This window comes from Pseudomonas sp. VMV1 (assembly GCF_056790235.1).
Genome location: NZ_JBXGSE010000012.1, coordinates 43,130 through 66,354 on the forward strand (window position 1 = coordinate 43,130; position 23,225 = coordinate 66,354).

Below are 23,225 nucleotides of genomic sequence, written 5' to 3' on the forward strand. Positions count from 1 at the left end.
ATCCATGAGTCAGACGTCTTCCTCCTTCGATCTCAAGGTCGTACTGCGCGACACCCTCATGGTCGGCCTGGTCTCGCTGATCCTGTTCGGCCCCATCGTCGGCATCGTGCTCGACGGCTATGGCTACAACGTCCAGCCCGGGCGTGTCGGCATCATGGTCGCGGTGGTCATGGCCGGTCGCTTCCTGCTCAGCCTGTTCAGCCAGACCGCCAAGGGCCGCGACTGGATCGAGTCCTTCAAACGCAACGACGGCGGCGTCCATGTGCTGCCGCCGGGGCACAAGTCCAACCTCAGGTTCATCCTGCCCATCATCATCCTGTTGGCCATCGCCTTTCCCTTCCTGGCTACCAAGTACTGGCTGACGGTGATCATCCTCTGCCTCATCTACGTGCTGCTGGGCCTGGGCCTGAACATCGTGGTGGGGCTGGCGGGGCTGCTCGACCTGGGTTACGTCGGCTTCTATGCCATCGGCGCCTATGGCCTGGCGCTGGGTTACCAGTACCTGGGTCTGGGCTTCTGGACCATGCTGCCGCTCGCCGCGGTGCTGGCCGCGGTAGCGGGGGCGATACTGGGATTCCCGGTCTTGCGCATGCACGGGGACTACCTGGCCATCGTCACCCTTGGCTTCGGCGAGATCATCCGGCTGGTGCTCAACAACTGGCTGGAAGTGACCAAGGGCCCCAACGGCATCGCCGCGCCCTCGCCGACCTTCTTCGGCATCGAGTTCGGGCGCCGGGCGAAGGAGGGCGGGGTGCCCATCCATGAGCTGCTGGGCATCAGCTACAACCCCAACGCGACGATGATCTTCATCTATACCGTGCTGTTCCTGGTGGTGCTGCTGGTGCTCTACATCAAGCACCGCCTGACCCGCATGCCGGTCGGTCGCGCCTGGGAAGCCCTGCGCGAGGACGAGATCGCCTGCCGCGCCATGGGTCTGAACCATGTGCTGGTCAAGCTCTCGGCGTTCATGATCGGTGCGTCCACCGCGGGCCTCGCTGGCGTGTTCTTCGCCACCTACCAGGGCTTCATCAACCCGGCTTCGTTCAACTTCTTCGAGTCGGTGCTGGTACTGGCCATCGTGGTGCTGGGCGGCCTGGGCTCCACCGTCGGCGTGGTGGTCTCGGCTTTCGTCATGACCCTGCTGTTCGAGCTGCTGCGCGAATTCGGCGACATCCGCATGCTGGTATTCGGCGTGCTCATGGTGGTGATGATGATGTGGCGGCCGCGCGGCCTGATCCGTATCGCCCGCAGTGGCTTCGCGATTCGCAAGGGAGTGGCGCCGTGAGCGATAACATTCTGACCGTCAACGGTCTGGGCATGAGATTCGGGGGCATCAAGGCGCTTTCGGACGTGTCCTTCGAGATCAAACGCCAGTCCATCACCGCGCTGATCGGCCCCAACGGGGCCGGCAAGACCACGGTATTCAACTGCCTGACCGGCTTCTACAAGGCCACCGATGGCGAAATCCGCCTGGACACCGCCGATGGTCGCTCGACCCGCGTCGGCAAGATCATGGGCGAACGCTTCCAGGCGGCCGACTTCGTCAATCCGGTGCAGTTCGGCAGCCGGCTCTGGTACAAGATGTTCGGCGGCACCCACCTGGTGAATCGCGCCGGTCTCGCCCGCACCTTCCAGAACATCCGCCTGTTCAAGGAAATGTCGGTGGTGGAGAACCTGCTGGTGGCGCAGCACATGCAGTGCAACCGCAATCTCATCACCGGTATCCTCAATACCCCCGGCTATCGCCGCGCCGAGGAAAAGGCGCTGGACACGGCCTTCTACTGGCTGGAGGTGGTGGACCTGGTGGACCACGCCAACCGCCTGGCCGGCGAACTCTCCTACGGCCAGCAGCGTCGCCTGGAAATCGCTCGGGCCATGTGCACCCGCCCGGAGATCGTCTGCCTGGACGAGCCGGCCGCCGGCCTCAACCCGGCCGAGACCGAGGCCCTGGCGGGCATGATCCGTCTCCTGCGCGACCAGCACCGCATCACCGTGGTGCTGATCGAGCATGACATGGGCATGGTGATGAACATCTCCGACCACATCGTGGTGCTGGACCATGGCCAGGTCATCGCCCGCGGCCTACCAGCTGATATCCGCAACGATCCCAAGGTCATCGCCGCCTACCTCGGCGCCGAAGAAGAGGAGGTGGCATGACCACGCCGATCCTGGAATTTCGCAACGTCGACGTCTTCTACGGGCCGATCCAGGCCCTGAAGAGCGTCTCCCTGTCCATCAACGAAGGCGAGACGGTGAGCCTGATCGGCTCCAACGGTGCCGGCAAGTCCACCCTGCTGATGTCCATCTTCAGCCAGCCTCAGGCGCGCAACGGGCAGATCCTCTACCGTGGCGAGGACATCACCCGCAAGAACGCCCACTACGTGGCCTCCAACGGCATCGCCCAGTCGCCGGAGGGGCGCCACGTGTTCCCCGACATGACGGTCGAGGAGAATCTGCTGATGGGCACCATTCCCATCGGCACCCGCTGGGTGGACGAGGACATGCAGCGCATGTTCGAGCTCTTCCCGCGCCTCAAGGAGCGCCGTAACCAGCGCGCCATGACCATGTCCGGAGGCGAGCAGCAGATGCTGGCCATCGCCCGGGCGCTGATGGCGCGACCCAAGCTGCTCTTGCTCGACGAGCCCAGCCTGGGCCTGGCGCCCATCGTGGTGAAGCAGATCTTCCAGATCCTGCGCGAGCTGGCGAAGAGCGGCATGACCATCTTCCTGGTGGAGCAGAACGCCAACCATGCCCTGCGCCTGTCCGACCGCGCCTATGTGATGGTCACGGGCGAAATCCGCATGACCGGTAGCGGCCAGGAGTTGCTGGCCAATCCCCAGGTGCGGGAAGCCTATCTAGGCGGCCACTAGCGGTGGACGCGGTCCGCGGTCGCGCTCTGGTCGCGGGCCATGCCCGGGGACGTCTGGCCTGGGCGTCCCTGGGCCTGAGTTTCTGGGGTGGCGTCGATCCGGCCAGCGGCCGGGTGATCGATCGCCACCATCCCCTGCACGGTCTGGAGCTGGCCGGGCGCATCCTGGCCATCCCCAGCGGACGTGGCTCCTGTACCGGCAGCGCCGTGCTCCTAGAGCTGTTGCTGGCGGGACGCGGGCCGGCGGCCTTGCTGCTGGCCGAGCCGGACGAGATCCTCAGCCTCGGCGCCATCGTCGCGGAGGAATTGTTCGGCTGTTCCCTGCCGGTGGTCAGCCTGGGCGCCAAGGCCTTTGCGGCCCTGGCCGAGCAGGACGAGATCGCGGTAGCCGATGACTGGGTCGGAACGCCGGATAGCTACTTTCCCGAAATGGAACCGCCTGACATCGCCGAGCTCCAGCTGAGCGTGACCGACCAGGCGATGCTGGATGGCGCCCAGGGCAAGGCCGTCCAGGCGGCCATGAAGATCCTGGTACGCATGGCACAGCTGCAGGGCGCCCGCGAACTGCTCGACATCACCCAGGCGCACATCGACGGCTGTATCTACACCGGCCCGGCCAGTCTGGCCTTTGCCCAGCGGCTGGTGGAGTGGGGCGGTCGGGTGCGGGTGCCCACCAGTCTCAATGCGGTGTCCGTGGACCAGCGTCGTTGGCGTGAGCAGGGCGTCGACCCGGCGCTGGGCGAGCCGGCCAGTGCCCTGGCCGAGGCCTATGTAGCCCAGGGCTGCCGTCCCACCTTTACCTGCGCGCCCTATCTGCTGGACAGTGCTCCCGCGCTGGGCGAGCAGGTGGTCTGGGCCGAATCCAACGCCGTGGTCTTCGCCAACAGCGTGCTGGGCGCGCGCACCCAGAAGTACGCCGACTTCCTCGATATCTGCACCGCCCTGACCGGGCGGGCGCCCCTGGCCGGCTGCCACCTGGACAGCGGTCGCCGCGCGGCCAGGGTGTTCCGGGTCAGCGTACCTGCGGGCCATGACGACGCCTTCTATCCGCTGCTCGGTTACTGGATCGGCCTGCGCTCACCCACCGGGATCCCCGCGGTGCTGGGTCTGGAAGACGCCCGGCCCAGTCGCGACGATCTCAAGGCCTTTGGCGCCGCCTTCGCCACCACCTCGGCAGCACCGCTGTTCCACCTGGTCGGGGTGACGCCCGAGGCGCCGACCCTGGCTGCAGTGGCCGCGCCTGAACTGGAAATCGAAGACATAGGCCTGGCTGACTTGCGCCAGGCCTGGGCCGAGCTGGATAGCGCCTCCACGCGCGAGGTGCAGTTGGTGGCCTTGGGCAACCCCCATTTTTCCGCCGAGGAATGCCAGCAGCTGGCCGATCTCTGCCGCGGCCGGCACCGGCATCCCCAGGTGGCCCTGGTCATCACCCTGGGTCGCGAGGTGCGCGCCGCCGCCGAGCGCAGTGGTGCCCTGGCCCAGCTGGAGGTCTTTGGTGCCCAACTGGTGGGCGATACCTGCTGGTGCATGCTCGGCGAACCCCTGGTACCGCCTCATGCCCGCACCCTGCTGACCAACTCCGGCAAGTTCGCCCACTACGGTCCGGGCCTCACCGGCCGCGAGCTGCGCTTCGCCGGCCTGGCTGCCTGTGTGGAGGCGGCCTGCACGGGCCTGGCACCGCCAGGACCACCCGACTGGCTCGCGCCGGTGGACTTATCCACCTAGCCACGGGGCCGAGTTCTGTGCAGGAAATCCGTGGATCGTCCTGTGGATAAGCTTGGCATAGCCGGTCGCGAGGCCCAGGGTGCCTGGCCCGGCAGGAACTGCTCAAAAAATCGCCAGTGCACAAAAAGCTGTTGGCTACCAAGGCGTTATGGCTGATCGGTCGGATTCCGTCCGATCTGGGTATTCGCCTGACCAATGTCCCTGAGCTATCGTGAGCCTCGGCCAAAATCCCCTCGCAGAAGGAATCTTTCATGTCTTCGATCTTCATTACCGGTGCCACCTCCGGTTTCGGCGCCGCCACCGCTCGCCGCTTCGCCAAGGACGGCTGGTCGATCGTCATCACCGGCCGCCGCGAGGATCGCCTGCACGCCCTGGCCGAGGAATTGTCCGGTCAAGCCAAGGTGCTGCCGCTGGTGCTGGACGTCCAGGATCGCGCCGCCGTGGAAGCGGCGGTCGCCGGCCTGCCCGAGGAATTCAACCAGCTGCGCGCCCTGGTCAACAATGCCGGTCTGGCGCTGGGCAACACTCCGGCGCAGAGCTGCGACCTGGACGACTGGGACACCATGGTCGATACCAACATCAAGGGCATGCTCTATTGCACCCGCCTGTTGCTGCCGCGGCTGATCGCCCATGGCGCCGGCGCCGGCATCGTCAACCTGGGCTCGGTCGCGGGGGACTATCCCTATCCGGGCAGCCACGTCTATGGCGCCACCAAGGCCTTCCTCAAGCAGTTCAGCCTGAGCCTGAGATCGGACCTGCTGGGCACTGGGGTACGGGTGACCAACATCGAGCCGGGCCTATCGGAAAGCGAATTCTCGGTGGTGCGTTTTGGGGGTGACAAGGCCAAGGCCGATGCCGTCTATGCGGGCACCGAGCCCCTGACGCCGGACGACATCGCCGAATCCATCCACTGGACGCTGAACCAGCCCAGGCACGTCAACATCAACCGCATCCAGTTGATGGCGACCTGCCAGGCGTTCAACAACTTCAACATCCACCGCCAGAGTTAAGGGCGCTCGCTAGAGCACCTTCACTGCCCGGCCGATGAACTGGATCGGCCCGGTGGGTCGGCCGGTGGGCGAGCCGCCCTGGTCTTCCAGGGTGAGTTCGAACAACTGGTTGGCTTCCAGCGGCGGCAGCCGGTCCAGCGGTACCTGCAGAGTACGCCCAGGCTGGACCAGCCCCAGAGATACCGGGCTCTGCCAGGTATCGGCCTTGGTCCAGAATTGCAGGGTCTTGCCGCTCGGCACGGCATCGCGCCCCAGCGGAATCAGCTGCAGGTCATGGGCGCTGGCAGTCTGGATCACCCAGCCGGGCGTGCGATCGCTGGGCGCCGCCAGCACCACCAGGTAGCTTGGCGTGGGTACCGGGCGCAGCAGTAGCAGCACCGCGAGCACCAGACTGGCGGCCAGCCCTGCCGCACTCAGACCCTGCCAGAGCGCCAGCCGTTGCCACAGCGACTCGCGCCGGATGACGACCCGGGTGTCGGCCTCACGCAGACTGCGCTCGATGCGCGGCCACAGATTCGCGCCGGGCTCGACGGGTGGCACCCGCTCGGCCAGCGGCTGCAGGCGCGCCTCCCAGCGCGCCACGGCGGCGGCCAGCAGGGCGTCCGTCGCCAGCGCAAGCTCCACGCGACGACGCTCTTCGGCGTCCAGGGTACCGAGCACGTATTCGCCGGCCAGGCGTTCGCGTTCTTCGTCCGGGGGCAGGGTGGTGTCGCTGTTCATGTCATGCACTCCCTGAGCGCCTTGAGACCACGCGTGATCCAGCTCTTCACCGTGCCTAGGGGTGCCTGCAGGCGCTGGGCGATCTCGCCATGGGAGCAGCCGTCCAGGTAGGCGGCCAGGATGGCCTCCCGCCGCGGCGCTTCCAGGTTCTGCAGGCAGCCCTCCAGGCGGCTGCCGTCGGCTTCTCGCGCCGGATCGGCAGACTCGGCCAGGGGTTCCCAGTCATCCCCCAAGGGCACCAGGCGCTGCCGATCACGCAAGGCGTTGAGCGCCAGATTGCGGGCCACGCTGCACATCCAGCCGCGGGCCGAACCGCGCTCCGGGGCGAAACTGGCGGCGCCGCGCCAGATGCGCAGAAAGGCGTCGTGGAGGATGTCTTCGGCCAGCCCGCGATCGCGCACCAGGCGCAGGACGATACCCAGCAACAGCGGCGCCTCGTTCTGGTAGAGCCGCTGCAGGGCGGCACGCTCTCCCCGGGCACAGGCGGCGAGCAGGACGGCTGGATCGGGGGAACGTTCGGTCACGAGGGTGCGCGCCAGGCTGGGGACGCCAGGGTGGCGACCGGATCAGCCGAGCCTAGCCGATCCGCTCCTGGCTGTCCCCTGGACCTCAGCCCTTCTTCCAGAACAGATAGTCGGCCTGGTAGTTCACGGTCTGCTGTTCGCCCTTGTTGGCCGAGGTGCAGGCCTTGGCCGGCGCGACGCCACCCTTAAGCGCGGTGCGCTGGATGTAAGTGGTGCCCTGGAAGGCGCCCTTGCCCTCGGCGGGCGCGGCCTCCACCAGCTGATAGGGCAGGTTGCCGGCGCCGGCGGGAGCGATGGCCAGTTGCTTGCCGACCACCTTGGAGCCGTCGGCAGCTTCCCAGGTGGCCGGCGGACCGTAGTAGCGCCCCACCTGCTTGCCCTGGCGATCATGCAGGTCGGCCTTGGGGCCGACAAAGAACCACTCGGTCTGGCCGGGCATGTCCTTCTTGTCGCGGCATTCGTAGACGATGGTGCCCTTGCCCACGGTTTCCAGCATCAGGCTGTTGCCGGCGGGCACGCGGACGGCCTCGGGCAACTCGCCCTGGGCCAGCAGCGGGGTGCTCAGCAGGGCGGTCAGGACCAGGATGCTGCAACGGCTGGAGGTGTTGTTCATGCGCTTGCTCCGGATTGAGAGGGGGCACAGTCGGTTGGACTGTAGGTGCTATACCCGGCAGCCGGCGCTTTGGATGCAGCTGTCATGAAAAATCTTCAATTCATCGGCATAGTCGCGACCGCCTCCTAACCGAACCGCTCTGTTCTGGGGTTCCTGTCAGCCTGCCGTCAGCCTGGTTTCAGCGATCCCTAAGGTTGTTCGGCGATAGTGGCGCCGGGTCGCGAGCCCGTCCTTCCCTGCCTGCCGGAGTCCTGCCGCGTGTCGTCCATCCCGAGCCCGGCGCGTCTGCGCCTCGAAAGCCTGGCGCTGTGCCTGCTGGCGGTGCTGCCGTTCACCCTGGGGCTGTGGGAGCAGCCCTTCATCGGCTTCGACGGCCGCTTCGCGCTGTTCGCGCAGGAGATGTTTCGTCACGGGGCCAGTGCCTTCCCGACCAGTTACGGACAGCCCTATCCGGACTATCCCGCGACCTCGACGCTGCTGATCGACGTCTTCGCCCAGCTGTTCGGCGAGGTCAATCGTCTGGCCACGGTGATTCCCACCGCGCTGGCCTCGGCGGCCATCGTCGGCCTGCTCTATCGCCTGCTGGCCGAGCGGTCCCGCGCCTGGGGCCTGCTGGCGGTACTGGTGCTGCTGCTCACCAATGGCTTTCTGGCCAAGGCCCGCTCCATCTGCCTGGACCAGTTCGTCACCCTGGCCGCACTGGGGTGTTTCTATCTGCTGTGGAGCGCTGATCAGCGCGGCCTGCCGCGACGGCGCGTCTTGGTTTTCTGCTGCATGGCGGCAGGCTTCGCGGTACGCGGTCCGTTGGGGTTGATCGAGCCCTGCGGGGTAGTCTGTCTCTACTGGCTGTTGCAGGGCGACTGGCGGCGCAGCCTTGGCTATGGTCTGGTCGGGGCCCTGGTGCTGGCGCTGTGCAGCGCGGTTTTGCTGGGGCTGGCCTGGCGTACCGGCGGCACGGTGTTCGTCGAAGACGTGATCCGCATGCAGGTCTCCGGGCGGCTGGACGATACCGACGGCGCCGGCTATCCCTGGTGGTACTTCCTGCAGCTGGGCCTCTATCGCTATGCGCCGGCCTTTCCCCTGGCGCTGTTCGCCCTGCCGACGCTGAGGCGTCACTGGAGGCTGCGCCATGCGCAGGCGGACAGCCGCCTGCTGATCCAGCTGGCCGGCTTCGCCGTGCTGATCGTGGTGGCCCTGTCGATACCCACCTTCAAGAAACCCTATTACATCCTGCCGGCCATTCCGGCCTGCGCCGCCCTCGGCGCCTGGGTGCTGCTGCAGGGACAGGGTGCCCTGGCCTGGGTACGGAGCCTGTTCCTGCCGCTGCTGGTGGTTTTCCCAGTGCTGCTCGGAGTGCTGGTCAAGCTGCAGCAACCCCGGCTCCAGGCCGCGGGTTGGTGGCCGCCGCTGGACATGCGGCTGCTGCTCGGCGCCTTCGGCATTCTGGCGCTGTTCGCCCTGGTCGCCGCCTGGCGTGAACGGGGTGCCTTCCGCCTGGGCATGCCGCTCGCCGCGGCGGCGCTGGCGCAATGGCTGCTGATCGTTCTGGCGCTGGATCCGATGCAGGCGCTGCGCTACGACACCCGCGCCTTCGTCACGCGTCTGGAGAGTCTGCGTCAGGGGGAGCCGGGCCAGCTGGTGTTCTTTGGCCTGGGCCAGGACACCAAGGCCTTCCGTTACCTGATGAACCTCGACTACGACGCGCCCCTGCCGACCTTCATCGACATCGGCCAACCCGGGCAGTTGGCCCAGGTTGCGCGCCCCGCCTATGTGCTGCTCGACGCCGACAGCCTGGCGGCCCTGGCGGGTACTCCGCTGGCCAGCCGCCGACCGGTGCTGGAAGGCCGCTTCAACGACAATCGCTGGCAGGCCTACTACCTGCCCTGAGGCCGCTGTGATGACCGATTCGCCCGATTTCCATCGTCGCCGGCTGTGCCTGGCGCTGGCCGGTCTGCCGCTATTGGCCGCGTGCAAGCCGACCCAGCGCTATGGCCTGCCAGAGCACCGCGCCCACTGGTTCGAGCGCCACAGCTTCACGCCGCTCAGGCCATTGCCGTCGCGTACCAGTTTTGTCATGGGCGTGCTGCCCGATACCCAGTACTACAGCGAGAACAACCACGAGATGCAGCCCAACGGTCGGCGCGTAGAGCGTTATGGTCACCTGGGCTATTCGCCGGCACTGGCCTTTCATGCCCAGACCCATTGGCTGGCGCACAATGCCGCGGCGCTGAACCTGCCGTTCGTGGTGCACCTGGGCGATCTGGTGGAAAACGCCGAGCAGCGTGGCGAATGGCTGCTGGCCAGCCACGCCATGGCACGTCTGGAACGGGCCGGGGTGCCCTACAGCGTCATGACCGGGGATCACGATGTCGTCGAGCTCTACACCGAGGATCGCCTGCGCGACGGTCGCGAGCTCTTCACCCAGTATTTCGGTCGCGAGCGGGCGGCACGCCAGGCCACCTTTCTCGAACGCGATGTCACTGGCCTCAACGAGGCCCATCGCTTCTCGGCGCTCTGCCAGGGCTTTCTGTTGCTGACGCTGGACTGGTGCCCCTCGGAGCAGAGCCTGGACTGGGCCCAGGGGGTGCTGGATCGTTATCCGCACCTGCCGACCATCCTCGCGTCGCACAACATCATCGACCTGGTGAACGGTCAGGCGGTGCTCTCCACCCGCCGCAACGACACCGGGGTGCGGCTGTGGAACCGCTTGATCCGTCGTAACGACCAGATCTTCCTCACCCTCAACGGCCACAACCACGGCAGCGGTCATCTGCGGCTGGCCAACGACCTGGGCCATCCGGTGGATCTGCTGCTGATCAACTATCAGACCGAATACGCGGGCGGCAACGGCCTGCTGCGGCTGCTGGAGCTGGATCTGGCGCGCGGGCGGCTGGAGGCCTTCACCTATTCGCCCTGGGTCGCCTATCGCCAGCAGAGCGGCGACCTGCCCGTGCGTCTGGGCAGCGATCCACGCGATACCTACTCTGCCGAGGTCCTGGCGCCCCTGGCCTCGCCGCAGTTCGATAACAGATTCGTGCTGGAGGTGGACTTCGCCACGCGCTTCGCCGGCTTTGGCGGTTATACCGCGCAGATGCCGGCGGTGGCGGAAGAGGGCGTGCTGGCGCGGCTGCGCCAGCAGTTGGGGATCGCCTGACGGATCAGGCGGCGAGCAGCCAGCCACCGGCCACGGCGGTGGCGATGCCGGCGAGTCGTACCAGCGGCGCGGCGGCCTGGGGCAGGTAGCGCACCACGGCATAGCCCAGGCCATGCAGGGCGGCGGTCGCGGTGACGAAGCCCAGGGCGTAGGCCCAGGGATTGCCCATCTCCGGCAATTCCAGGCCGTGGGCCACGCCGTGGAAGAGGGCGAAGGCGGCGGTCAGGCCAACGGCGGCGGCGACCGGCGGCCGGGCGGCCAGCGCCACCAGCAGTCCCAGGGCCAGCACCGAGGCGGCGATGCCGGTCTCCATGAAGGGAATCTCCAGGCCAGTGAAGCCCAGCAGGCCACCGATCAGCATGGTGCCGACAAAGGTGCAGGGCAGCGCCAGGCGCGCCTTGCCCTGCTGCTGGGCGGCCCAGAGACCCACGGCGAGCATGGCCAGCAGGTGGTCGAGACCGGTCAGGGGATGCAGCACCCCGGCGGCCAGGCCGTTCTCAGCGTGCCCGGGGTGAGCGAAGGTCAAGGCCGGTGCGAGCAGCAGGGCGGCGGTGGCGAGGATCTTGGCGTGTCTCATGGGAGCTCCTTGGAGGGGTGAAATCCTGGGTTCAGGCAGCGGTCAGCAGACCCTGTTTCTCGATGAAGGCAATGATGTCCTCAAGGCCCAGGCCGGTCTTCTGGTTGCTGAAGACGAAGGGCTTGTCGCCGCGCATCTTGCGGGTATCGCGATCCATCACTTCCAGGGAGGCACCGACCTGTTCGGCCAGGTCGATCTTGTTGATCACCAGCAGATCCGACTTGCAGATGCCGGGGCCGCCCTTGCGCGGCAGCTTGTCGCCGGCCGAGACGTCGATGACATAGAGCGTGAGGTCCGACAGCTCCGGGCTGAAGGTGGCGGAGAGGTTGTCGCCCCCGGACTCCACCAGGATCAGATCCAGCCCGGGAAAGCGCCGGTTGAGCTGGTCGACCGCTTCCAGGTTGATGGAGGCGTCTTCGCGGATGGCGGTGTGCGGACAGCCGCCGGTTTCCACGCCCAGGATGCGCTCGGGCGCCAGGGCCTCGTTGCGCACCAGGAAGTCGGCATCCTCGCGGGTGTAGATGTCGTTGGTCACCACCGCCAGGTTGTAGCGCTCGCGCAGGGCGCGGCAGAGGGCCAGGGTGAGGGCGGTCTTGCCGGAGCCGACCGGTCCGCCGATACCGACGCGCAGGGGTTGGGTAGTCATCAGAGGATCTCCTAGGAACGGAACAGGCGGCTGTACTGCCGCTCGTGGGCCATGCTGCTGAGGGCAAGGCCGAAGGGGGCGCCGCCCCAGGCCGCTTCGGGCAGGGCGGTAGCCTGCTCGGTCGCGGTGGCCAGGGTCGGCAGCAGCAGGGAGGTGAGGCGTTGGGCGGCTTGCTGGCCCAGCGGCAGGGTCTTCATCAGCACCGCCAGCTGGTTTTCCAGCCAGGTCCACAGCCAGGCTTCCAGGGCGGCCTGGGGCGTGATCGCCCAGGCGCGGGCGGCCAGCGCCCAGCCCAAGGCGAAGGTCGGTGGCAACTCGCTCAGCAGGCGCCGACTGGCATCATCCAGTTCCGGCAGGCCGAGCAGCAGCTGCGCCATGGAATAGCCGGTCTGGCGGCTTTCCAGCTGGAATTCCGCGGTCTCGCGACTGGCGCGGTGCCGGTCGGCCAGCTCGCTCAGCCTCGTCCAGTCCGCCGCAGCCGCGGCTTCGCAGTGGGCCAGCAGCAGGGGTGCTTCGAAGCGCGCCAGGTTGAGTTCGAGGCTGTCGCGTAGCCAGACCTCGGCCTCCGCCGCGGTGCGGATCAGGCCGCTGTCGATGGCCAACTCCAGGCCCTGGGAGTAGCTGTAGCCGCCGATGGGTAGCTGAGGGCTGGCCAGGCGCAACAGGGCGAAGGGCGGATTCACGTACGCACGCCGAAATGGTGCAGCTTGGGTGCGTAGTTGAAGCCCTCTTCGCCATGGTGCGAGTGGTGATGACCGCCACCGTAGGCGCCATGCTCGGGCTGGAAGCCGGTCTCGATCTCGCTGACCTGGGCACCCAGCTGTTCCAGCATGGCCTTGAGCACATAATCGTCCAGCAGCCGCAGCCAGCCATCGCCGATCTGCAAGGCCACATGACGATTGCCCAGATGATAGGCGGCGCGAGTCAGCTCGAAGGCGCTGGCGCAGGTCACGTGCAGCAGCTTTTCCGGGCGTGCGACGATTCGTACGATGCGGCCGTCGCGGGCTTCCAGACAGTCGCCATCGGCCAGCGGCGGTTGCCCGCGCTCAAGAAACAGGCCGACGTCTTCGCCGGCGCTGGTCATGGCTCTCAGGCGACTCTTGCTGCGAGCGTCGTAGGTGAGGTGCAGTTCGGCGTCCCAGGTGTCCCGGGGGGCGCAACGGTGGTGAACGACCAGCATGGCAGGGCTCTTGGCAGTTTTGCCCAGCTCTACAGCAAGTGGCCTGCCAAACCCGTTGATTCGCCTGGTTCTGGGGCACTCGACGTGGCCAGCGTACTCAAGTTGCGCCGATTTGGTGCGCCATGGCGCTGGCCAGCAGGCCGATGCCCTCCTTTGGGGCGTCAGTGCGCTCGGTACGCCGCCAGTGCTTGCTGCCGATCAGGATCAGCTTGAGCTGCTGCACCATCTTTGCCGCCGGCCACAGATGACGCGGCGTGGCAGCGGGTGGCGGATCGATCAGCTCCGGCAGGGTGGCGAACACCGTCTTCACCACCAGATCGGCCAGGACGTCGATCTGCGACGGCGTCAGGTGCGGTAGACGGCCCAGGGCGAGCAGGTCGCGGGCCAGGTCCTGGGTGATGCGCTGACGCAGATCGGCGATCGCCTGGCGCACCGCCAGGGAGCCGCCGTATTGTTCGCGGGCGAGAAAGAGGAACTGGTCGCGGTTGTCGCCCACCGCACGGAGAAAGATCTCCACCGAGGCCTCGATCATGCCGCGCTGTTGCAGTTCGTGATGCCGCACCTGGCGCAGGGCCGCGCGAAAGGTGTCGCCCACTTCGGCCACCAGTGCCAGGCCAAAGGCTTCCATGTCGGCGAAATGGCGATAGAACCCCGCCGGAACGATACCGGCCTGGCGACTCACCTCGCGCAGGCTGAGGCTGCCGAAGCCACGGCCGCTGTTCATCAGCAGGCGCGCCGACTCCAGCAGCGCCTGGCGCGTTTGCAGCTTCTGCTGGGCACGAATCGACATGGGAGCTATCCAGAAGGCGAGGCGGCACTGTAGCAAAGGATGCCCTTGCTGACTGCAAGGCTTTTGGCCGACCGCCGGGTGGTAGTCTCTGGCCCGAGTCTTGCCATGAGCGCACCATGAATCTCGACAACCGTATCAAGTTCCGGCATCTGCTGTGCTTTCTGGAGATCGCCCAGCAGCGCAGCTTCGCCAAGGCGGCCGATGCCATCGCCGTGTCCCAGCCCGCCATTTCCAAGACCATGCGCGAACTCGAGGAGATCCTCGAGGTGCGTCTGTTCGAGCGTGGCAAGGGCGAGGTGGTGCCGACCGAGGCGGGCCTGCTGTTCCTGCGCCATGCCGGTCCCTGCGTCCAGGCGCTGCGCGAGGGGATGCAGCTGGTGCGGGGCGGCGAGGCCGGCGGCCTGGTGCGGGTCGGGGTCCTGTCGACGGTGGAAAGCCAGGTCCTGCCCGAGGTCCTGGCACGCTTGCACGCTCGCCATCGGCAACTCATCGTCAATGTCGGCACCGGACCCAGCGCCTACCTGTTGGGCCAGCTGCGGGTCGGCGATCTGGATCTGGTGGTCGGCCGCATGACCGACAGCCCCGACATCCACGGCCTGGATTTCGAGCACCTCTATACCGAGGCCCTGACCCTGGTGGTCCGTCCGGGGCATCCGCTGAGCCAGGCCCTGCCGGCGGACCTCGCGACCCTGGCGCGCTATCCCTTGGTGTTGCCACTGCCTGGCACCACCATCCGCCGCCACGCCGAGAGTCTCTTTGTGCAGTGCGGCATCCCGCTCAGCCCCCAGCGGCTGGAAACGCTGTCGCCGACGCTGAGCCGCCAGTATGTCCGCCAGAGCGATGCCCTGTGGGTCGCCCCGCTGGATGCGGTGCGTCGCGACCTGGCCACCGGCGAACTGGTCGAGGTGCAACTCGGGGTTCGGGAAGCCGGTGGCTCGGTGGGCATCTGCCGCAACGGCAGCCTGTCCATGTCCCTGGCTACCCAGAGATTCTGCGATGTCCTGCGTGAGGTTGCGGGTGAGCTGACCCATAACCCATAGGTTATGTAGGGAGGCGCAGCTTTCAATTCAGCCGGATAGCCCAGTGGTCCACACTGGGCTCAGCCAGTTCCTGGCCCCGATCCTTCCGTGGAGCATTCCAATGCATAACAAGCCCCACGACGTACGCTACGTCGCCCGTGATCGCGCCTGGCATCCCCAGGCCTATACGCCCGCCTACAAATCCTCGATTCCCCGCTCGCCGCGCCAGGCGCTGGTGAGCCTGCAACATCAGACGGCGTCCGAGCGCACCGGCCCGGACTTCTCGCGGTTGCCCCTGGGGCCGCATGACAACGATCTGCTGCTCAACTTCGGCACCGGCCAATTGCCCCAGGGCGAGCGTATCGTGCTGTTCGGTACCCTGCGTGACCAGTTTGGCAAGCCGGTGCCCAATTCCCTGGTGGAGATCTGGCAGGCCAATGCCGGTGGCCGCTATCGGCACAAGAACGACGTCTACCTGGCACCCCTGGACCCTAACTTCGGTGGCGTTGGCCGCACCCGCACCGACAGTCAGGGCAACTACGTCTTCCGCACCGTCCGCCCCGGTCCCTATCCCTGGCGCAACGGTAGCAATGACTGGCGCCCGGCGCACATCCACGTCTCGGTCATGGGTCCGGCCATCGCCACCCGGCTGATCACCCAGCTGTACTTCGAGGGCGATCCGCTGATCCCGCTGTGCCCCATCGTCAAGTCCATCGCCGATCCTGACGCCGTGCAGACCCTCATCGCCCGCCTGGACATGAGCATGGCCAACCCCATGGATTGCCTGGCCTACCGTTTCGACATCGTCACCCGCGGCGCGCGGCAGACGTTCTTCGAACATCACTGAGGACGCGCGAGATGACGCCCAACTATCAAGCTCTGCTGCCGGAAACCCCCTCCCAGACCGCCGGCCCCTATGTGCATATCGGCCTGGCCCTGGCGGCCGCCGGTATCCCTACTCGCGACGTCGAGATCTGGAACGAATTGGCCAAGCCTGGCGCCCCTGGCGAGCACATCCTGCTCACCGGCCAGGTGTTCGACGGCAACGGCAACCTGGTGCGTGACTCCTTCCTGGAGTTCTGGCAGGCCGATCATGAAGGTCAGTACGATCCGGTCTACGACGTCGAGAAGGCCTTCAACGGCTTCGGCCGCACCGCCACCACCTTCGACGCCGGCGACTGGACGCTCCACACCATCAAACCTGGCCAAGTCGCCGACCAGCGCGGCCAGCCCATGGCCCCGCACATCAACGTCACCCTGTTCGCGCGCGGCATCAACATCCACCTGCAGACCCGGCTCTACTTCGACGACGAAGCCGAGGCCAATGCCCGCTGCCCGGTCTACAACCTGCCGGAGCCGGAGCGCCGGGCTACCCTGCTGGCGCGCCGTTGCGAGATCGATGGCCGCTTGGCCTATCGCTTCGACATCCACTTGCAGGGTCCGCAGGAAACCGTCTTCTTCGATATCTAGCGTGCAGACAGCAAAAAGCCCTGCCTTGGCAGGGCTTTTTCATGGGCGCGATCCGCAGGTCAGATGCGGTAGGTGGTCTTGGTCATGACCTTGGACATCAGGCTCATGCCGTATTTGACCGGCGTGGGAAAGCGCCAGCCACCGGCCGCCAGGGCGTGCTCGGCATGCTGTTCCTCGTCGATGCGCATCTGCTCCAGCACCGCCCGCGACTTGGCGTCGGCTGCCGGCAGCTTTTCCAGGTGCTCATCCAGATGGCGGCAGACCTGGTCCTCGGTAGCGGCGACGAAGCCCAGGCTCAGGCGATCGCTGATCAATCCGGCACCTGCACCGATCCCGAAGGACAGGCCATAGAATAGCGGATTGAGCAGGCTGGGGCGCTCACCCAGGGCGCGGATGCGCTGCTCGCACCAGGCCAGGTGGTCGATCTCTTCGTCCGCCGAACGCTCCATTTCCTCCCGGACTTCCGGCAGCTTGGCGGTCAGCGCCTGGCCCTGGTACAGCGCCTGGGCACAGACCTCGCCCGTATGGTTGATGCGCATGAGGCCGGCCGCGTGGCGCCGCTCCTCGTCGCTGAGCTCGGCATCCTTGAGCGGAATGGCCGGCGAGCTGCGCGTGGGAGCGCCGCTGAAGGGTGTCAGGGTACGCAGGGCGGTATCGGCCTGGATCAGCAGCCGATCGAGCGGGGAGTAGAGGCGCTTGGAGCGCATGGTGATCTCCTTGGCGGGCGAGGGAAGGGCAGGGCGATACTCAGCCCGGCGGCCAGGTCATCTGCCGCTTGCCCAGCACATGCATATGGATGTGATAGACCGTCTGGCCACCCAGGGCGTTGCAATTCATCGCCACACGGAAGCCTTCCTCGCACCCCTGCTCCTGCGCCAGGCGCTGGGCGGTGAAGAGGATGTGCCCGGCAAGCTGCTTGTCGTCGGCCTCGCTGAGGTCGTGCAGGGTCGCGATGTGCTTCTTGGGTATGACCAGAAAATGCACGGGTGCCTGTGGGGCGATGTCATGGAAGGCCATGACCTGATCGTCCTCGTAGAGCACCTTGGCCGGAATGTCCCCGGCGACGATCTTGCAGAACAGACAATCCACGTCGATCTCCTGCTGGCTGAATAGACCTGAAGTGTAACAGCGGCTATGCCCTGGGGTCAGGTGCCACCCGTGAGTTCACCCTTACGCCGGCTGAAAGAGTTTGCCGACCCGCGCCGCGATCACGCGAACGAGGGCACGAGGGAAGATGCGCGGCAACAGGCTGCCCAGGCGATTGCGCCAGCCCGGCACGATCACCGCCTGGCGCCGCTCCAGCCCGCGGACGGCGGCCAGGGCCACCTCCTCGGCGGACATCAGCAGCTTGCCCTGCTCCATGCGCCCGGTATGCAGGCCGGCGTTCTTGAAGAAGGCGGTCTTGGTCGGACCTGGGCAGAGCACCGACACCGACACCCCGCGTCCCTTGAGCTCTTCGCGCAGACCCTCGGAGAAATGCAGCACATAGGCCTTGGTCGCCGCATAGCTGCTCATGTAGGGAATGGGCTGGAAAGCCGCGGTGGAGGCCACATTGAGGATCTGACCGCCACCCTGGATCGCCATGTGCTGGCCCAGGGCGTGACAGAGGCGGGTCAGCGCCAGGATGTTCAGCTCCAGCTGTTCCTGCACCCGCGGCCAGTCTGCTTCGAGAAAGTCCCCGCCGCTGCCGATCCCGGCGCAGTTGACCAGCAGGCCGATGGCGCGCTCGCTCTGCTCCAGCTCGTGCAGCAGCCCGGTCAGGTGCAGGGGCTCGGACAGGTCGCAGACGCGGTAGAGCACCTCCACGTCGAAGCGCTGGGCCAGTTCGGCGGCGATGCTCTCCAGCTTGTCCTTGCGCCGGGCGAGCAGGATCAGGGGCTGACCCCGCCGCGCCAGGGCCTCGGCCAGGGCCAGGCCGATCCCGCACGAGGCGCCGGTTACCAGGGCATAACGCTGCATACTGCTTTCTCCAGGATAGTGCCGGTCGTCGGCGAGGTCCGCCACGGACCTAGTAGGGTTTGACCACCACCAGGATGACGATGGCGATGAGCACCAGCACCGGTACCTCGTTGAACCAGCGATAGAACACATGGCTGCGCTTGTTCTCGCCGCGCTCGAATTTCTTGCGCATGGCGCCACAGACATGGTGATAGCCGATCAGCACCACCACCAGTGCCAGCTTGGTGTGCATCCAGCCCTGGGTCAGCCAGCTCGGATTGATCACCAGCAGGCCGATGCCGAACACCAGCGTGAGGATCATCGCCGGCAGCATGATGCCGCGGTACAGCTTGCGCTCCATCAGGCAGAAGCGCTCATGACTCACGGCGTCGCTGCTCTGGGCGTGGTAGACGAACAGCCGCGGCAGATAGAACAGGCCGGCGAACCAGCAGACCAGGGCAATCAGGTGAAAGGCTTTGAACCAAAGATAGAGCATCGGGGCGTTCTCCTTATCAGGCGGCGCGATATTAGAGTGGCGCTGCCGGCAAGTCATTCACTCCGGTCGTCTCGGCTGACAGCCCACGGTCGCGCAATAGTTGACCGTTTTGCTCGGGCAAGCGGATAATTTCGAGACTGAATTGTGTTCGGCGCAAGCCGGGAGACTACGGCAATGACCATTGAAACCTTCACCCCGACCCCCCTGCAGTTCACCCTGGGCGCGGCCAGCAAGGTGAAGAACCTGATCGAGGAAGAGGGCAATCCCCGCCTGAAGCTGCGCGTCTTCGTCACGGGTGGCGGCTGCTCGGGCTTCCAGTACGGCTTCACCTTCGATGAAGATTCCGCGGATGACGACACCGTCATCGAGCGCGATGGCGTGCATCTGGTGGTGGACCCCATGAGCTTCCAGTACCTGGCCGGCGCCGAGGTGGATTACCAGGAAGGGCTGGAAGGCTCGCGCTTCGTCATCAAGAACCCCAACGCCGCCACCACCTGCGGCTGCGGTCAGTCCTTCTCCATCTGATCTGAGCCGTGCCCGGTCTAGCGTGGGTAGAGTGCGCCCAGGACCCGGAGCCCGCTGGCTCCGGTGACCTCGGGGCAATTGCCGGGTAGCCGTTCGCAGAAGCGCTGGGCCAACCAGGCGAAAGCCATGGCTTCCATCCAGTCCGGCGATACCTCATAGGCCGCGGTACTCTGTACCTTCGCGGGCGCCAGGTGCCGGGCCAGGCGCTTCATCAGGTCGACATTGTGCGCACCGCCGCCACAGACCAGCACCTCGTCCACCGTCTGGGCCGTGCAGATGCTTTCGGCGATGCTTCTGGCGCTCAGCTCGGCCAGGGTGGCCTGGACGTCAGCGGGATCCAGGGCGGCGTGCTGTCCAAGATGCTGCTGCAACCAGCGCAGATTGAAATGCTCGCGGCCGGTACTCTTCGGTCCGCTCTTCACGAAGAAGGGATCGCTCAGCAGCCGCTGCAGGAGCGTTGGGACGACCTGTCCCTGCGCTGCCCAGGCGCCGTTCGCGTCGAAGTGCAGCCCCTGGCTGTGATGGATCCAGGCATCCAGCAGTACATTGCCCGGTCCGCAATCGAAGCCGCGCACTGGCAGCTCCGGCGCCAGCAGGGTCACATTGCTGAAACCGCCGATATTGAGCACTGCGCGTGGGCGATCCAGGCCGAACAGGTCGGCATGGAAGGCTGGCACCAGGGGAGCGCCCTGGCCACCCGCAGCGAGATCACGACGGCGGAAATCGGCCACCACGTCGATACCGCTCAGCTCGGCCAGGAGGGCGGCGTCGCCGATCTGCAGGGTATAACCCTGCGCCGGCAGGTGGCGAATGGTCTGGCCATGGCTACCCACGGCGCGGATGTCGTCCGGTGTCAGCCCCTGTTGCTCGAGCAATTCGGCGATGCCTTGGGCGGCCAGCCTCACCCAGGCCTGCTCGGCCTGGGCGATGCGCTCGATCTCGTTGTCCCCAGGCGCGCACAGGGCCAGCAGCTCGCCACGCAAGGCGTCGGGCATGGGCATGCCCAGGGCGGCGACGAAGCGGGTCCGTTCCTCCTGCTCGATCAGGGCGATATCCAGTCCATCCAGACTGGTGCCGGACATCACCCCCAGGTAGCGCGCCATCCTAGCGCTTGTTCATCGCGAGGAGCGAAGCCCGCTCCTGGTCCATGCGGGCCATGAGCGGCTGGCTCTGGGCCAGGAAGCGCGAGATCTCGTTCTTGGCGATGGGGTCAGCCATGGGCAACTTCACCCCAAGCGGATCGACGTGGTTGCCGTTGATGCGGAATTCGTAGTGCAGGTGCGGCCCGGTTGCCAGCCCGGTCATGCCCACGAAACCGATCACCTGGCCCTGCTTCACGGCCGTACCGGCCCGCATGCCCTTGGCGATCCGGCTCATGTGGCCGTAGACAGTGGTGTAGGTCTTGCCATGCTGGATCATCACCACGTTGCCGTAGCCATTCTCGCGACCGGATTTGACGATCTTGCCATCACCGGTGGCATGGATCGGCGTTCCGGTCGGCGCGGCGTAGTCGACGCCCTTGTGCGCCCGCATCTTGTTCAGCACCGGGTGGAAACGGCCCATGGTGAAGCGCGAGCTGATCCGCGAGAACTCCACCGGGGTACGGATGAAGGCCTTGCGCATGCTGCCGCCTTCCGCCGTGTAGTAGTTGGTGGTGCCGTTCTTCGCGGTATAGCGCACCGCGGTAAAGGCCTTGCCCTTGTTCACGAAGCGAGCGGCCAGGATGTTGCCGTAGCCGACGTGCTTGCCGTTGACCACCTTGTCCTCGTACACCACCTCGAATTCGTCGCCTTCCTGGATGTCCAGCGCGAAGTCGATGTCGTAGCCGAAGATGTTGGCCAGCGCCATGGTCATGTCGTGCGACAGTCCCGCCTTCTGCGCCGAGGCGAACAGCGAACTGCTGATCCGACCCTGGGCATAGGCCTTGCGGATGTCCGGCGTAATGGTCTTGTGCTCGACCTCGTAGCCTTGGTCCGACTTGACCAGCGACAGGGTCTGCAGCGCGGTGAGTTTGGTGCGTACCGCCAGTAATTCGCCGGAGGATTCACGCTGGAATTCGATTTTCTGGCCTACCCGCAGGCGGGTCAGCTTCTTGGCTTCCTTGCTGCTGGCAATGACCTCGTGCACGACGGCGGCGGCAAGGCCGGCCCGCTCGAACAGTGTCGAGAGCGTATCGCCCTTGCGCACCGTCTCGGTCGTCCATTGCGGCTCGACGCTTTCGGTGGCGACGACTTCTTCTTCGGCAGGAGCTTCCTCGGCGTTCTGCTCGGCCGGTTGATCCGGGGAGATCTGGGCAAAGGGGGAGGTGGCCTGGGTGTCCGCACCTTGAGTATCGGAGAGCACTTGCTCCTTTAGATCATCCTGATCCTGCACGGCGCGCCTGGCGTCGTGTTCCACATCCAAATTGATGAAAGTACGTTTCGCCTCGACCTGCTGAGAGGGAAACACGAGCAAGGCCAGACTCAAGAGTGCGGCCACCCCGCTGGCGGCCACGAGGTGGCTTTTGGGGTAGAACGGACTTTTGGGGATTGGCTTCGTCATTTAGCTACAGTGATGATGTGACGTTAAAAGAAGTGAATAACTGCCTAAAATATAATCAAAAGCTAGCTGTCACAACCCTTTGGGGCGGTTGATCCGACGTGCCGGCTGGCGGCTACCAGGGGCATCTTGATAAGGTTCACGCTTTCGAAATTCAGAGGCAAAGCCCCTATGAAAACGGTCCAGGAGCAGCTGGCGGTCATCAAGCGTGGAGCAGATGAGCTGCTCGTCGAGTCAGAGCTTGTAACAAAACTGGAGCGCGGCACCCCGTTGCGCATCAAGGCAGGCTTCGATCCGACCGCTCCGGATTTGCACCTCGGCCACACTGTGCTCATCAACAAGCTGCGTCAGTTCCAGGAGCTGGGCCACCAGGTCATCTTCCTGATTGGCGACTTCACCGGCATGATCGGCGACCCCAGTGGCAAGAGCGCTACCCGCCCGCCGCTGACCCGCGAGCAGGTGCTGGAGAATGCCGAGACCTATAAGGCCCAGGTATTCAAGATCCTCGACCCGGCACGTACCGAAGTGGCCTTCAACGCCACCTGGATGGATCAGCTGTCGCCGGCCGACTTCATTCGCCTCTCTTCTCAGTACACCGTGGCGCGCATGCTGGAACGCGATGACTTCAGCAAGCGCTACGCCGGCAATCAGCCCATCGCCATCCACGAGTTCCTCTATCCCCTGGTCCAGGGCTATGACTCGGTCGCCCTGCGCGCCGATGTCGAGCTGGGCGGTACCGACCAGAAATTCAATCTGCTCATGGGGCGTGAGCTGCAGCGTGCCTACGGCCAGGAAGCCCAGTGCATCCTGACCATGCCATTGCTCGAAGGCCTGGATGGCGTCAAGAAGATGTCCAAGTCCCTGGGCAACTACGTAGGCATCCAGGAAGCCCCCGGCGTCATGTACAACAAGCTGGTGTCCATTCCCGACACCCTGATGTGGCGTTACTTCGAGCTGCTCAGCTTCCGCAGCCTGGAAGAGATTGTCCAATTCCGCAGCGACGTGGAGCAGGGCGCCAATCCCCGCGACATCAAGATCAAGCTGGCCGAAGAGATCGTCGCCCGCTTCCATGGTGAAGAAGCGGCGCAGACTGCCCATCGCTCTGCGGGCAATCGCATGAAGGAAGGCGAGCTGCCGGAGGACCTGCCTGAGGTCGAGTTGGAAACCGATGCGCCATTGCCGGTCGCCGCCGTCCTCAACAAGGCTGGCCTGGTGAAGAACGCGGCGGCCGCCCGGGACCTGCTGGCAGCCGGCAGCGTCAAGGTGGATGGCGAAGTGGTTGATCGTGGCTTCCAGTTCGAGATCGGTCGTACCTATATATGTCAGGCCGGCAAGAAGGCTTTTGCCCGCATCAGCGTCCGTCAGCAATAAAATTGAAATAACCTGTTGACGCCCTCTGAAACTCCCCTATAATGCGCCCCACTTCCGGCG

General features: G+C 65.8%; 26 protein-coding genes. 12 read left to right on the forward strand and 14 right to left on the reverse strand.

What is annotated here, in order from left to right; translation table 11 throughout:
- Positions 1-4: 4 nt before the first annotated feature.
- The 5 genes from livM to ACUCV0_RS22835 all read left to right on the forward strand — a co-directional run bounded on the left by livM (position 5) and on the right by ACUCV0_RS22835 (position 5,604).
- Positions 5-1,285: a high-affinity branched-chain amino acid ABC transporter permease LivM gene (gene livM, locus ACUCV0_RS22815; RefSeq protein WP_059313380.1), complete on the forward strand. Its 1,281-nt coding sequence runs from the start codon at positions 5-7 to the stop codon at positions 1,283-1,285.
- Complete coding sequence (locus tag ACUCV0_RS22820; RefSeq protein WP_059313381.1) at positions 1,282-2,157, forward strand: ABC transporter ATP-binding protein; 876 nt, start codon at positions 1,282-1,284, stop codon at positions 2,155-2,157. The genes livM and ACUCV0_RS22820 overlap by 4 nt, the downstream gene beginning before the upstream one ends.
- On the forward strand, positions 2,154-2,870 hold the full coding sequence (locus tag ACUCV0_RS22825; RefSeq protein WP_059313382.1) for an ABC transporter ATP-binding protein: 717 nt from the start codon (positions 2,154-2,156) through the stop codon (positions 2,868-2,870). The genes ACUCV0_RS22820 and ACUCV0_RS22825 overlap by 4 nt, the downstream gene beginning before the upstream one ends.
- Before the next feature lie 2 nt (positions 2,871-2,872).
- On the forward strand, positions 2,873-4,594 hold the full coding sequence (gene lhpI, locus ACUCV0_RS22830) for a cis-3-hydroxy-L-proline dehydratase (protein WP_482213805.1): 1,722 nt from the start codon (positions 2,873-2,875) through the stop codon (positions 4,592-4,594).
- Positions 4,595-4,845: 251 nt separating this feature from the next.
- Positions 4,846-5,604 (forward strand): SDR family oxidoreductase, encoded by a 759-nt coding sequence (locus ACUCV0_RS22835; protein ID WP_158893757.1) that lies wholly within the window; start codon positions 4,846-4,848, stop codon positions 5,602-5,604.
- Positions 5,605-5,613: 9 nt separating this feature from the next.
- On the opposite strand, the gene ACUCV0_RS22840 is transcribed toward ACUCV0_RS22835, so the two are convergent.
- The 3 genes from ACUCV0_RS22840 to ACUCV0_RS22850 all read right to left on the reverse strand — a co-directional run bounded on the left by ACUCV0_RS22840 (position 5,614) and on the right by ACUCV0_RS22850 (position 7,461).
- Positions 5,614-6,324, reverse strand: a complete 711-nt coding sequence (locus tag ACUCV0_RS22840; protein ID WP_482213806.1) for an anti-sigma factor — start codon at positions 6,322-6,324, stop codon at positions 5,614-5,616.
- On the reverse strand, positions 6,321-6,848 hold the full coding sequence (locus ACUCV0_RS22845) for a sigma-70 family RNA polymerase sigma factor (RefSeq protein WP_313648117.1): 528 nt from the start codon (positions 6,846-6,848) through the stop codon (positions 6,321-6,323). Before ACUCV0_RS22845 ends, ACUCV0_RS22840 begins: the two co-directional genes overlap by 4 nt.
- Before the next feature lie 85 nt (positions 6,849-6,933).
- Complete coding sequence (locus ACUCV0_RS22850; protein WP_059313387.1) at positions 6,934-7,461, reverse strand: DUF3455 domain-containing protein; 528 nt, start codon at positions 7,459-7,461, stop codon at positions 6,934-6,936.
- A gap of 258 nt (positions 7,462-7,719) precedes the next feature.
- Between ACUCV0_RS22850 and ACUCV0_RS22855 the strand changes: the two genes are divergently transcribed.
- Entirely contained in the window at positions 7,720-9,348 is a 1,629-nt protein-coding gene (locus tag ACUCV0_RS22855; RefSeq protein WP_482213807.1) for an ArnT family glycosyltransferase, read from the forward strand.
- 10 nt (positions 9,349-9,358) lie between these two features.
- Complete coding sequence (locus tag ACUCV0_RS22860; RefSeq protein WP_482213808.1) at positions 9,359-10,615, forward strand: metallophosphoesterase family protein; 1,257 nt, start codon at positions 9,359-9,361, stop codon at positions 10,613-10,615.
- A 4-nt stretch (positions 10,616-10,619) separates the two neighbouring features.
- On the opposite strand, the gene ACUCV0_RS22865 is transcribed toward ACUCV0_RS22860, so the two are convergent.
- The 5 genes from ACUCV0_RS22865 to ACUCV0_RS22885 form a co-directional block, all read right to left on the reverse strand.
- Positions 10,620-11,192 carry a HupE/UreJ family protein gene (locus ACUCV0_RS22865; protein WP_482213809.1) on the reverse strand — a complete coding sequence of 191 codons (573 nt, stop codon included), beginning with the start codon at positions 11,190-11,192 and terminating at the stop codon, positions 10,620-10,622.
- 31 nt (positions 11,193-11,223) lie between these two features.
- Positions 11,224-11,838, reverse strand: a complete 615-nt coding sequence (gene ureG, locus ACUCV0_RS22870; RefSeq protein WP_059313391.1) for an urease accessory protein UreG — start codon at positions 11,836-11,838, stop codon at positions 11,224-11,226.
- 11 nt (positions 11,839-11,849) lie between these two features.
- The gene (locus ACUCV0_RS22875; protein WP_482213810.1) at positions 11,850-12,521 is read right to left on the reverse strand and encodes an urease accessory protein UreF; all 672 of its coding nucleotides are present in this window, start codon (positions 12,519-12,521) and stop codon (positions 11,850-11,852) included.
- Complete coding sequence (gene ureE / locus ACUCV0_RS22880) at positions 12,518-13,018, reverse strand: urease accessory protein UreE (protein WP_482213811.1); 501 nt, start codon at positions 13,016-13,018, stop codon at positions 12,518-12,520. Before ureE ends, ACUCV0_RS22875 begins: the two co-directional genes overlap by 4 nt.
- Positions 13,019-13,115: 97 nt before the next feature.
- On the reverse strand, positions 13,116-13,808 hold the full coding sequence (locus tag ACUCV0_RS22885) for a TetR family transcriptional regulator (RefSeq protein WP_059313394.1): 693 nt from the start codon (positions 13,806-13,808) through the stop codon (positions 13,116-13,118).
- A 116-nt stretch (positions 13,809-13,924) separates the two neighbouring features.
- Between ACUCV0_RS22885 and pcaQ the strand changes: the two genes are divergently transcribed.
- The 3 genes from pcaQ to pcaG all read left to right on the forward strand — a co-directional run bounded on the left by pcaQ (position 13,925) and on the right by pcaG (position 16,297).
- Entirely contained in the window at positions 13,925-14,848 is a 924-nt protein-coding gene (gene pcaQ, locus ACUCV0_RS22890; RefSeq protein ID WP_434775679.1) for a pca operon transcription factor PcaQ, read from the forward strand.
- A gap of 100 nt (positions 14,849-14,948) precedes the next feature.
- Positions 14,949-15,674, forward strand: a complete 726-nt coding sequence (gene pcaH / locus ACUCV0_RS22895; RefSeq protein ID WP_482213812.1) for a protocatechuate 3,4-dioxygenase subunit beta — start codon at positions 14,949-14,951, stop codon at positions 15,672-15,674.
- Between the two features lie 11 nt (positions 15,675-15,685).
- A complete protein-coding gene (pcaG, locus tag ACUCV0_RS22900; RefSeq protein ID WP_271653762.1) occupies positions 15,686-16,297 on the forward strand; it encodes a protocatechuate 3,4-dioxygenase subunit alpha in 612 nt (203 codons plus the stop codon).
- A 59-nt stretch (positions 16,298-16,356) separates the two neighbouring features.
- Here pcaG and coq7 read toward each other — a convergent pair whose 3' ends face one another.
- From coq7 to hemJ, 4 genes are all read right to left on the reverse strand, one after another.
- Positions 16,357-17,004, reverse strand: coding sequence for a 2-polyprenyl-3-methyl-6-methoxy-1,4-benzoquinone monooxygenase (gene coq7 / locus ACUCV0_RS22905; protein WP_059313398.1), 648 nt, complete (start codon positions 17,002-17,004; stop codon positions 16,357-16,359).
- A gap of 40 nt (positions 17,005-17,044) precedes the next feature.
- Complete coding sequence (locus ACUCV0_RS22910; protein WP_017642985.1) at positions 17,045-17,386, reverse strand: histidine triad nucleotide-binding protein; 342 nt, start codon at positions 17,384-17,386, stop codon at positions 17,045-17,047.
- Positions 17,387-17,467: 81 nt separating this feature from the next.
- Positions 17,468-18,256: an SDR family NAD(P)-dependent oxidoreductase gene (locus ACUCV0_RS22915; protein WP_059313400.1), complete on the reverse strand. Its 789-nt coding sequence runs from the start codon at positions 18,254-18,256 to the stop codon at positions 17,468-17,470.
- A gap of 49 nt (positions 18,257-18,305) precedes the next feature.
- Entirely contained in the window at positions 18,306-18,731 is a 426-nt protein-coding gene (gene hemJ, locus ACUCV0_RS22920; protein ID WP_059313401.1) for a protoporphyrinogen oxidase HemJ, read from the reverse strand.
- A gap of 174 nt (positions 18,732-18,905) precedes the next feature.
- Between hemJ and erpA the strand changes: the two genes are divergently transcribed.
- Positions 18,906-19,256, forward strand: coding sequence for an iron-sulfur cluster insertion protein ErpA (gene erpA / locus ACUCV0_RS22925; protein ID WP_007162616.1), 351 nt, complete (start codon positions 18,906-18,908; stop codon positions 19,254-19,256).
- 17 nt (positions 19,257-19,273) lie between these two features.
- On the opposite strand, the gene ACUCV0_RS22930 is transcribed toward erpA, so the two are convergent.
- Complete coding sequence (locus ACUCV0_RS22930; RefSeq protein ID WP_482213813.1) at positions 19,274-20,359, reverse strand: anhydro-N-acetylmuramic acid kinase; 1,086 nt, start codon at positions 20,357-20,359, stop codon at positions 19,274-19,276.
- Position 20,360: 1 nt separating this feature from the next.
- Complete coding sequence (locus tag ACUCV0_RS22935; protein ID WP_271653764.1) at positions 20,361-21,797, reverse strand: OapA family protein; 1,437 nt, start codon at positions 21,795-21,797, stop codon at positions 20,361-20,363.
- A gap of 168 nt (positions 21,798-21,965) precedes the next feature.
- Here ACUCV0_RS22935 and tyrS point away from each other — a divergent pair, with 168 nt between their 5' ends.
- Positions 21,966-23,165, forward strand: coding sequence for a tyrosine--tRNA ligase (tyrS, locus tag ACUCV0_RS22940; protein WP_482213814.1), 1,200 nt, complete (start codon positions 21,966-21,968; stop codon positions 23,163-23,165).
- Positions 23,166-23,225 lie beyond the last annotated feature (60 nt).

Coding starts and splice junctions, on each gene's coding strand:
- ACUCV0_RS22885 (WP_059313394.1), bottom strand. CDS start 13,808: ATGTCGATTCGTGCCCAGCAGAAGCTGCAAACGCGCCAGGCGCTGCTG.
- coq7 (WP_059313398.1), bottom strand. CDS start 17,004: ATGCGCTCCAAGCGCCTCTACTCCCCGCTCGATCGGCTGCTGATCCAG.
- hemJ (WP_059313401.1), bottom strand. CDS start 18,731: ATGCTCTATCTTTGGTTCAAAGCCTTTCACCTGATTGCCCTGGTCTGC.
- tyrS (WP_482213814.1), top strand. CDS start 21,966: ATGAAAACGGTCCAGGAGCAGCTGGCGGTCATCAAGCGTGGAGCAGAT.
- ACUCV0_RS22915 (WP_059313400.1), bottom strand. CDS start 18,256: ATGCAGCGTTATGCCCTGGTAACCGGCGCCTCGTGCGGGATCGGCCTG.
- pcaG (WP_271653762.1), top strand. CDS start 15,686: ATGACGCCCAACTATCAAGCTCTGCTGCCGGAAACCCCCTCCCAGACC.
- ACUCV0_RS22850 (WP_059313387.1), bottom strand. CDS start 7,461: ATGAACAACACCTCCAGCCGTTGCAGCATCCTGGTCCTGACCGCCCTG.
- livM (WP_059313380.1), top strand. CDS start 5: ATGAGTCAGACGTCTTCCTCCTTCGATCTCAAGGTCGTACTGCGCGAC.
- ureG (WP_059313391.1), bottom strand. CDS start 11,838: ATGACTACCCAACCCCTGCGCGTCGGTATCGGCGGACCGGTCGGCTCC.
- ACUCV0_RS22930 (WP_482213813.1), bottom strand. CDS start 20,359: ATGGCGCGCTACCTGGGGGTGATGTCCGGCACCAGTCTGGATGGACTG.
- ACUCV0_RS22935 (WP_271653764.1), bottom strand. CDS start 21,797: ATGACGAAGCCAATCCCCAAAAGTCCGTTCTACCCCAAAAGCCACCTC.
- ACUCV0_RS22860 (WP_482213808.1), top strand. CDS start 9,359: ATGACCGATTCGCCCGATTTCCATCGTCGCCGGCTGTGCCTGGCGCTG.
- ACUCV0_RS22865 (WP_482213809.1), bottom strand. CDS start 11,192: ATGAGACACGCCAAGATCCTCGCCACCGCCGCCCTGCTGCTCGCACCG.
- ACUCV0_RS22835 (WP_158893757.1), top strand. CDS start 4,846: ATGTCTTCGATCTTCATTACCGGTGCCACCTCCGGTTTCGGCGCCGCC.
- pcaH (WP_482213812.1), top strand. CDS start 14,949: ATGCATAACAAGCCCCACGACGTACGCTACGTCGCCCGTGATCGCGCC.
- erpA (WP_007162616.1), top strand. CDS start 18,906: ATGACCATTGAAACCTTCACCCCGACCCCCCTGCAGTTCACCCTGGGC.
- ACUCV0_RS22825 (WP_059313382.1), top strand. CDS start 2,154: ATGACCACGCCGATCCTGGAATTTCGCAACGTCGACGTCTTCTACGGG.
- ureE (WP_482213811.1), bottom strand. CDS start 13,018: ATGCTGGTCGTTCACCACCGTTGCGCCCCCCGGGACACCTGGGACGCC.
- ACUCV0_RS22840 (WP_482213806.1), bottom strand. CDS start 6,324: ATGAACAGCGACACCACCCTGCCCCCGGACGAAGAACGCGAACGCCTG.
- pcaQ (WP_434775679.1), top strand. CDS start 13,925: ATGAATCTCGACAACCGTATCAAGTTCCGGCATCTGCTGTGCTTTCTG.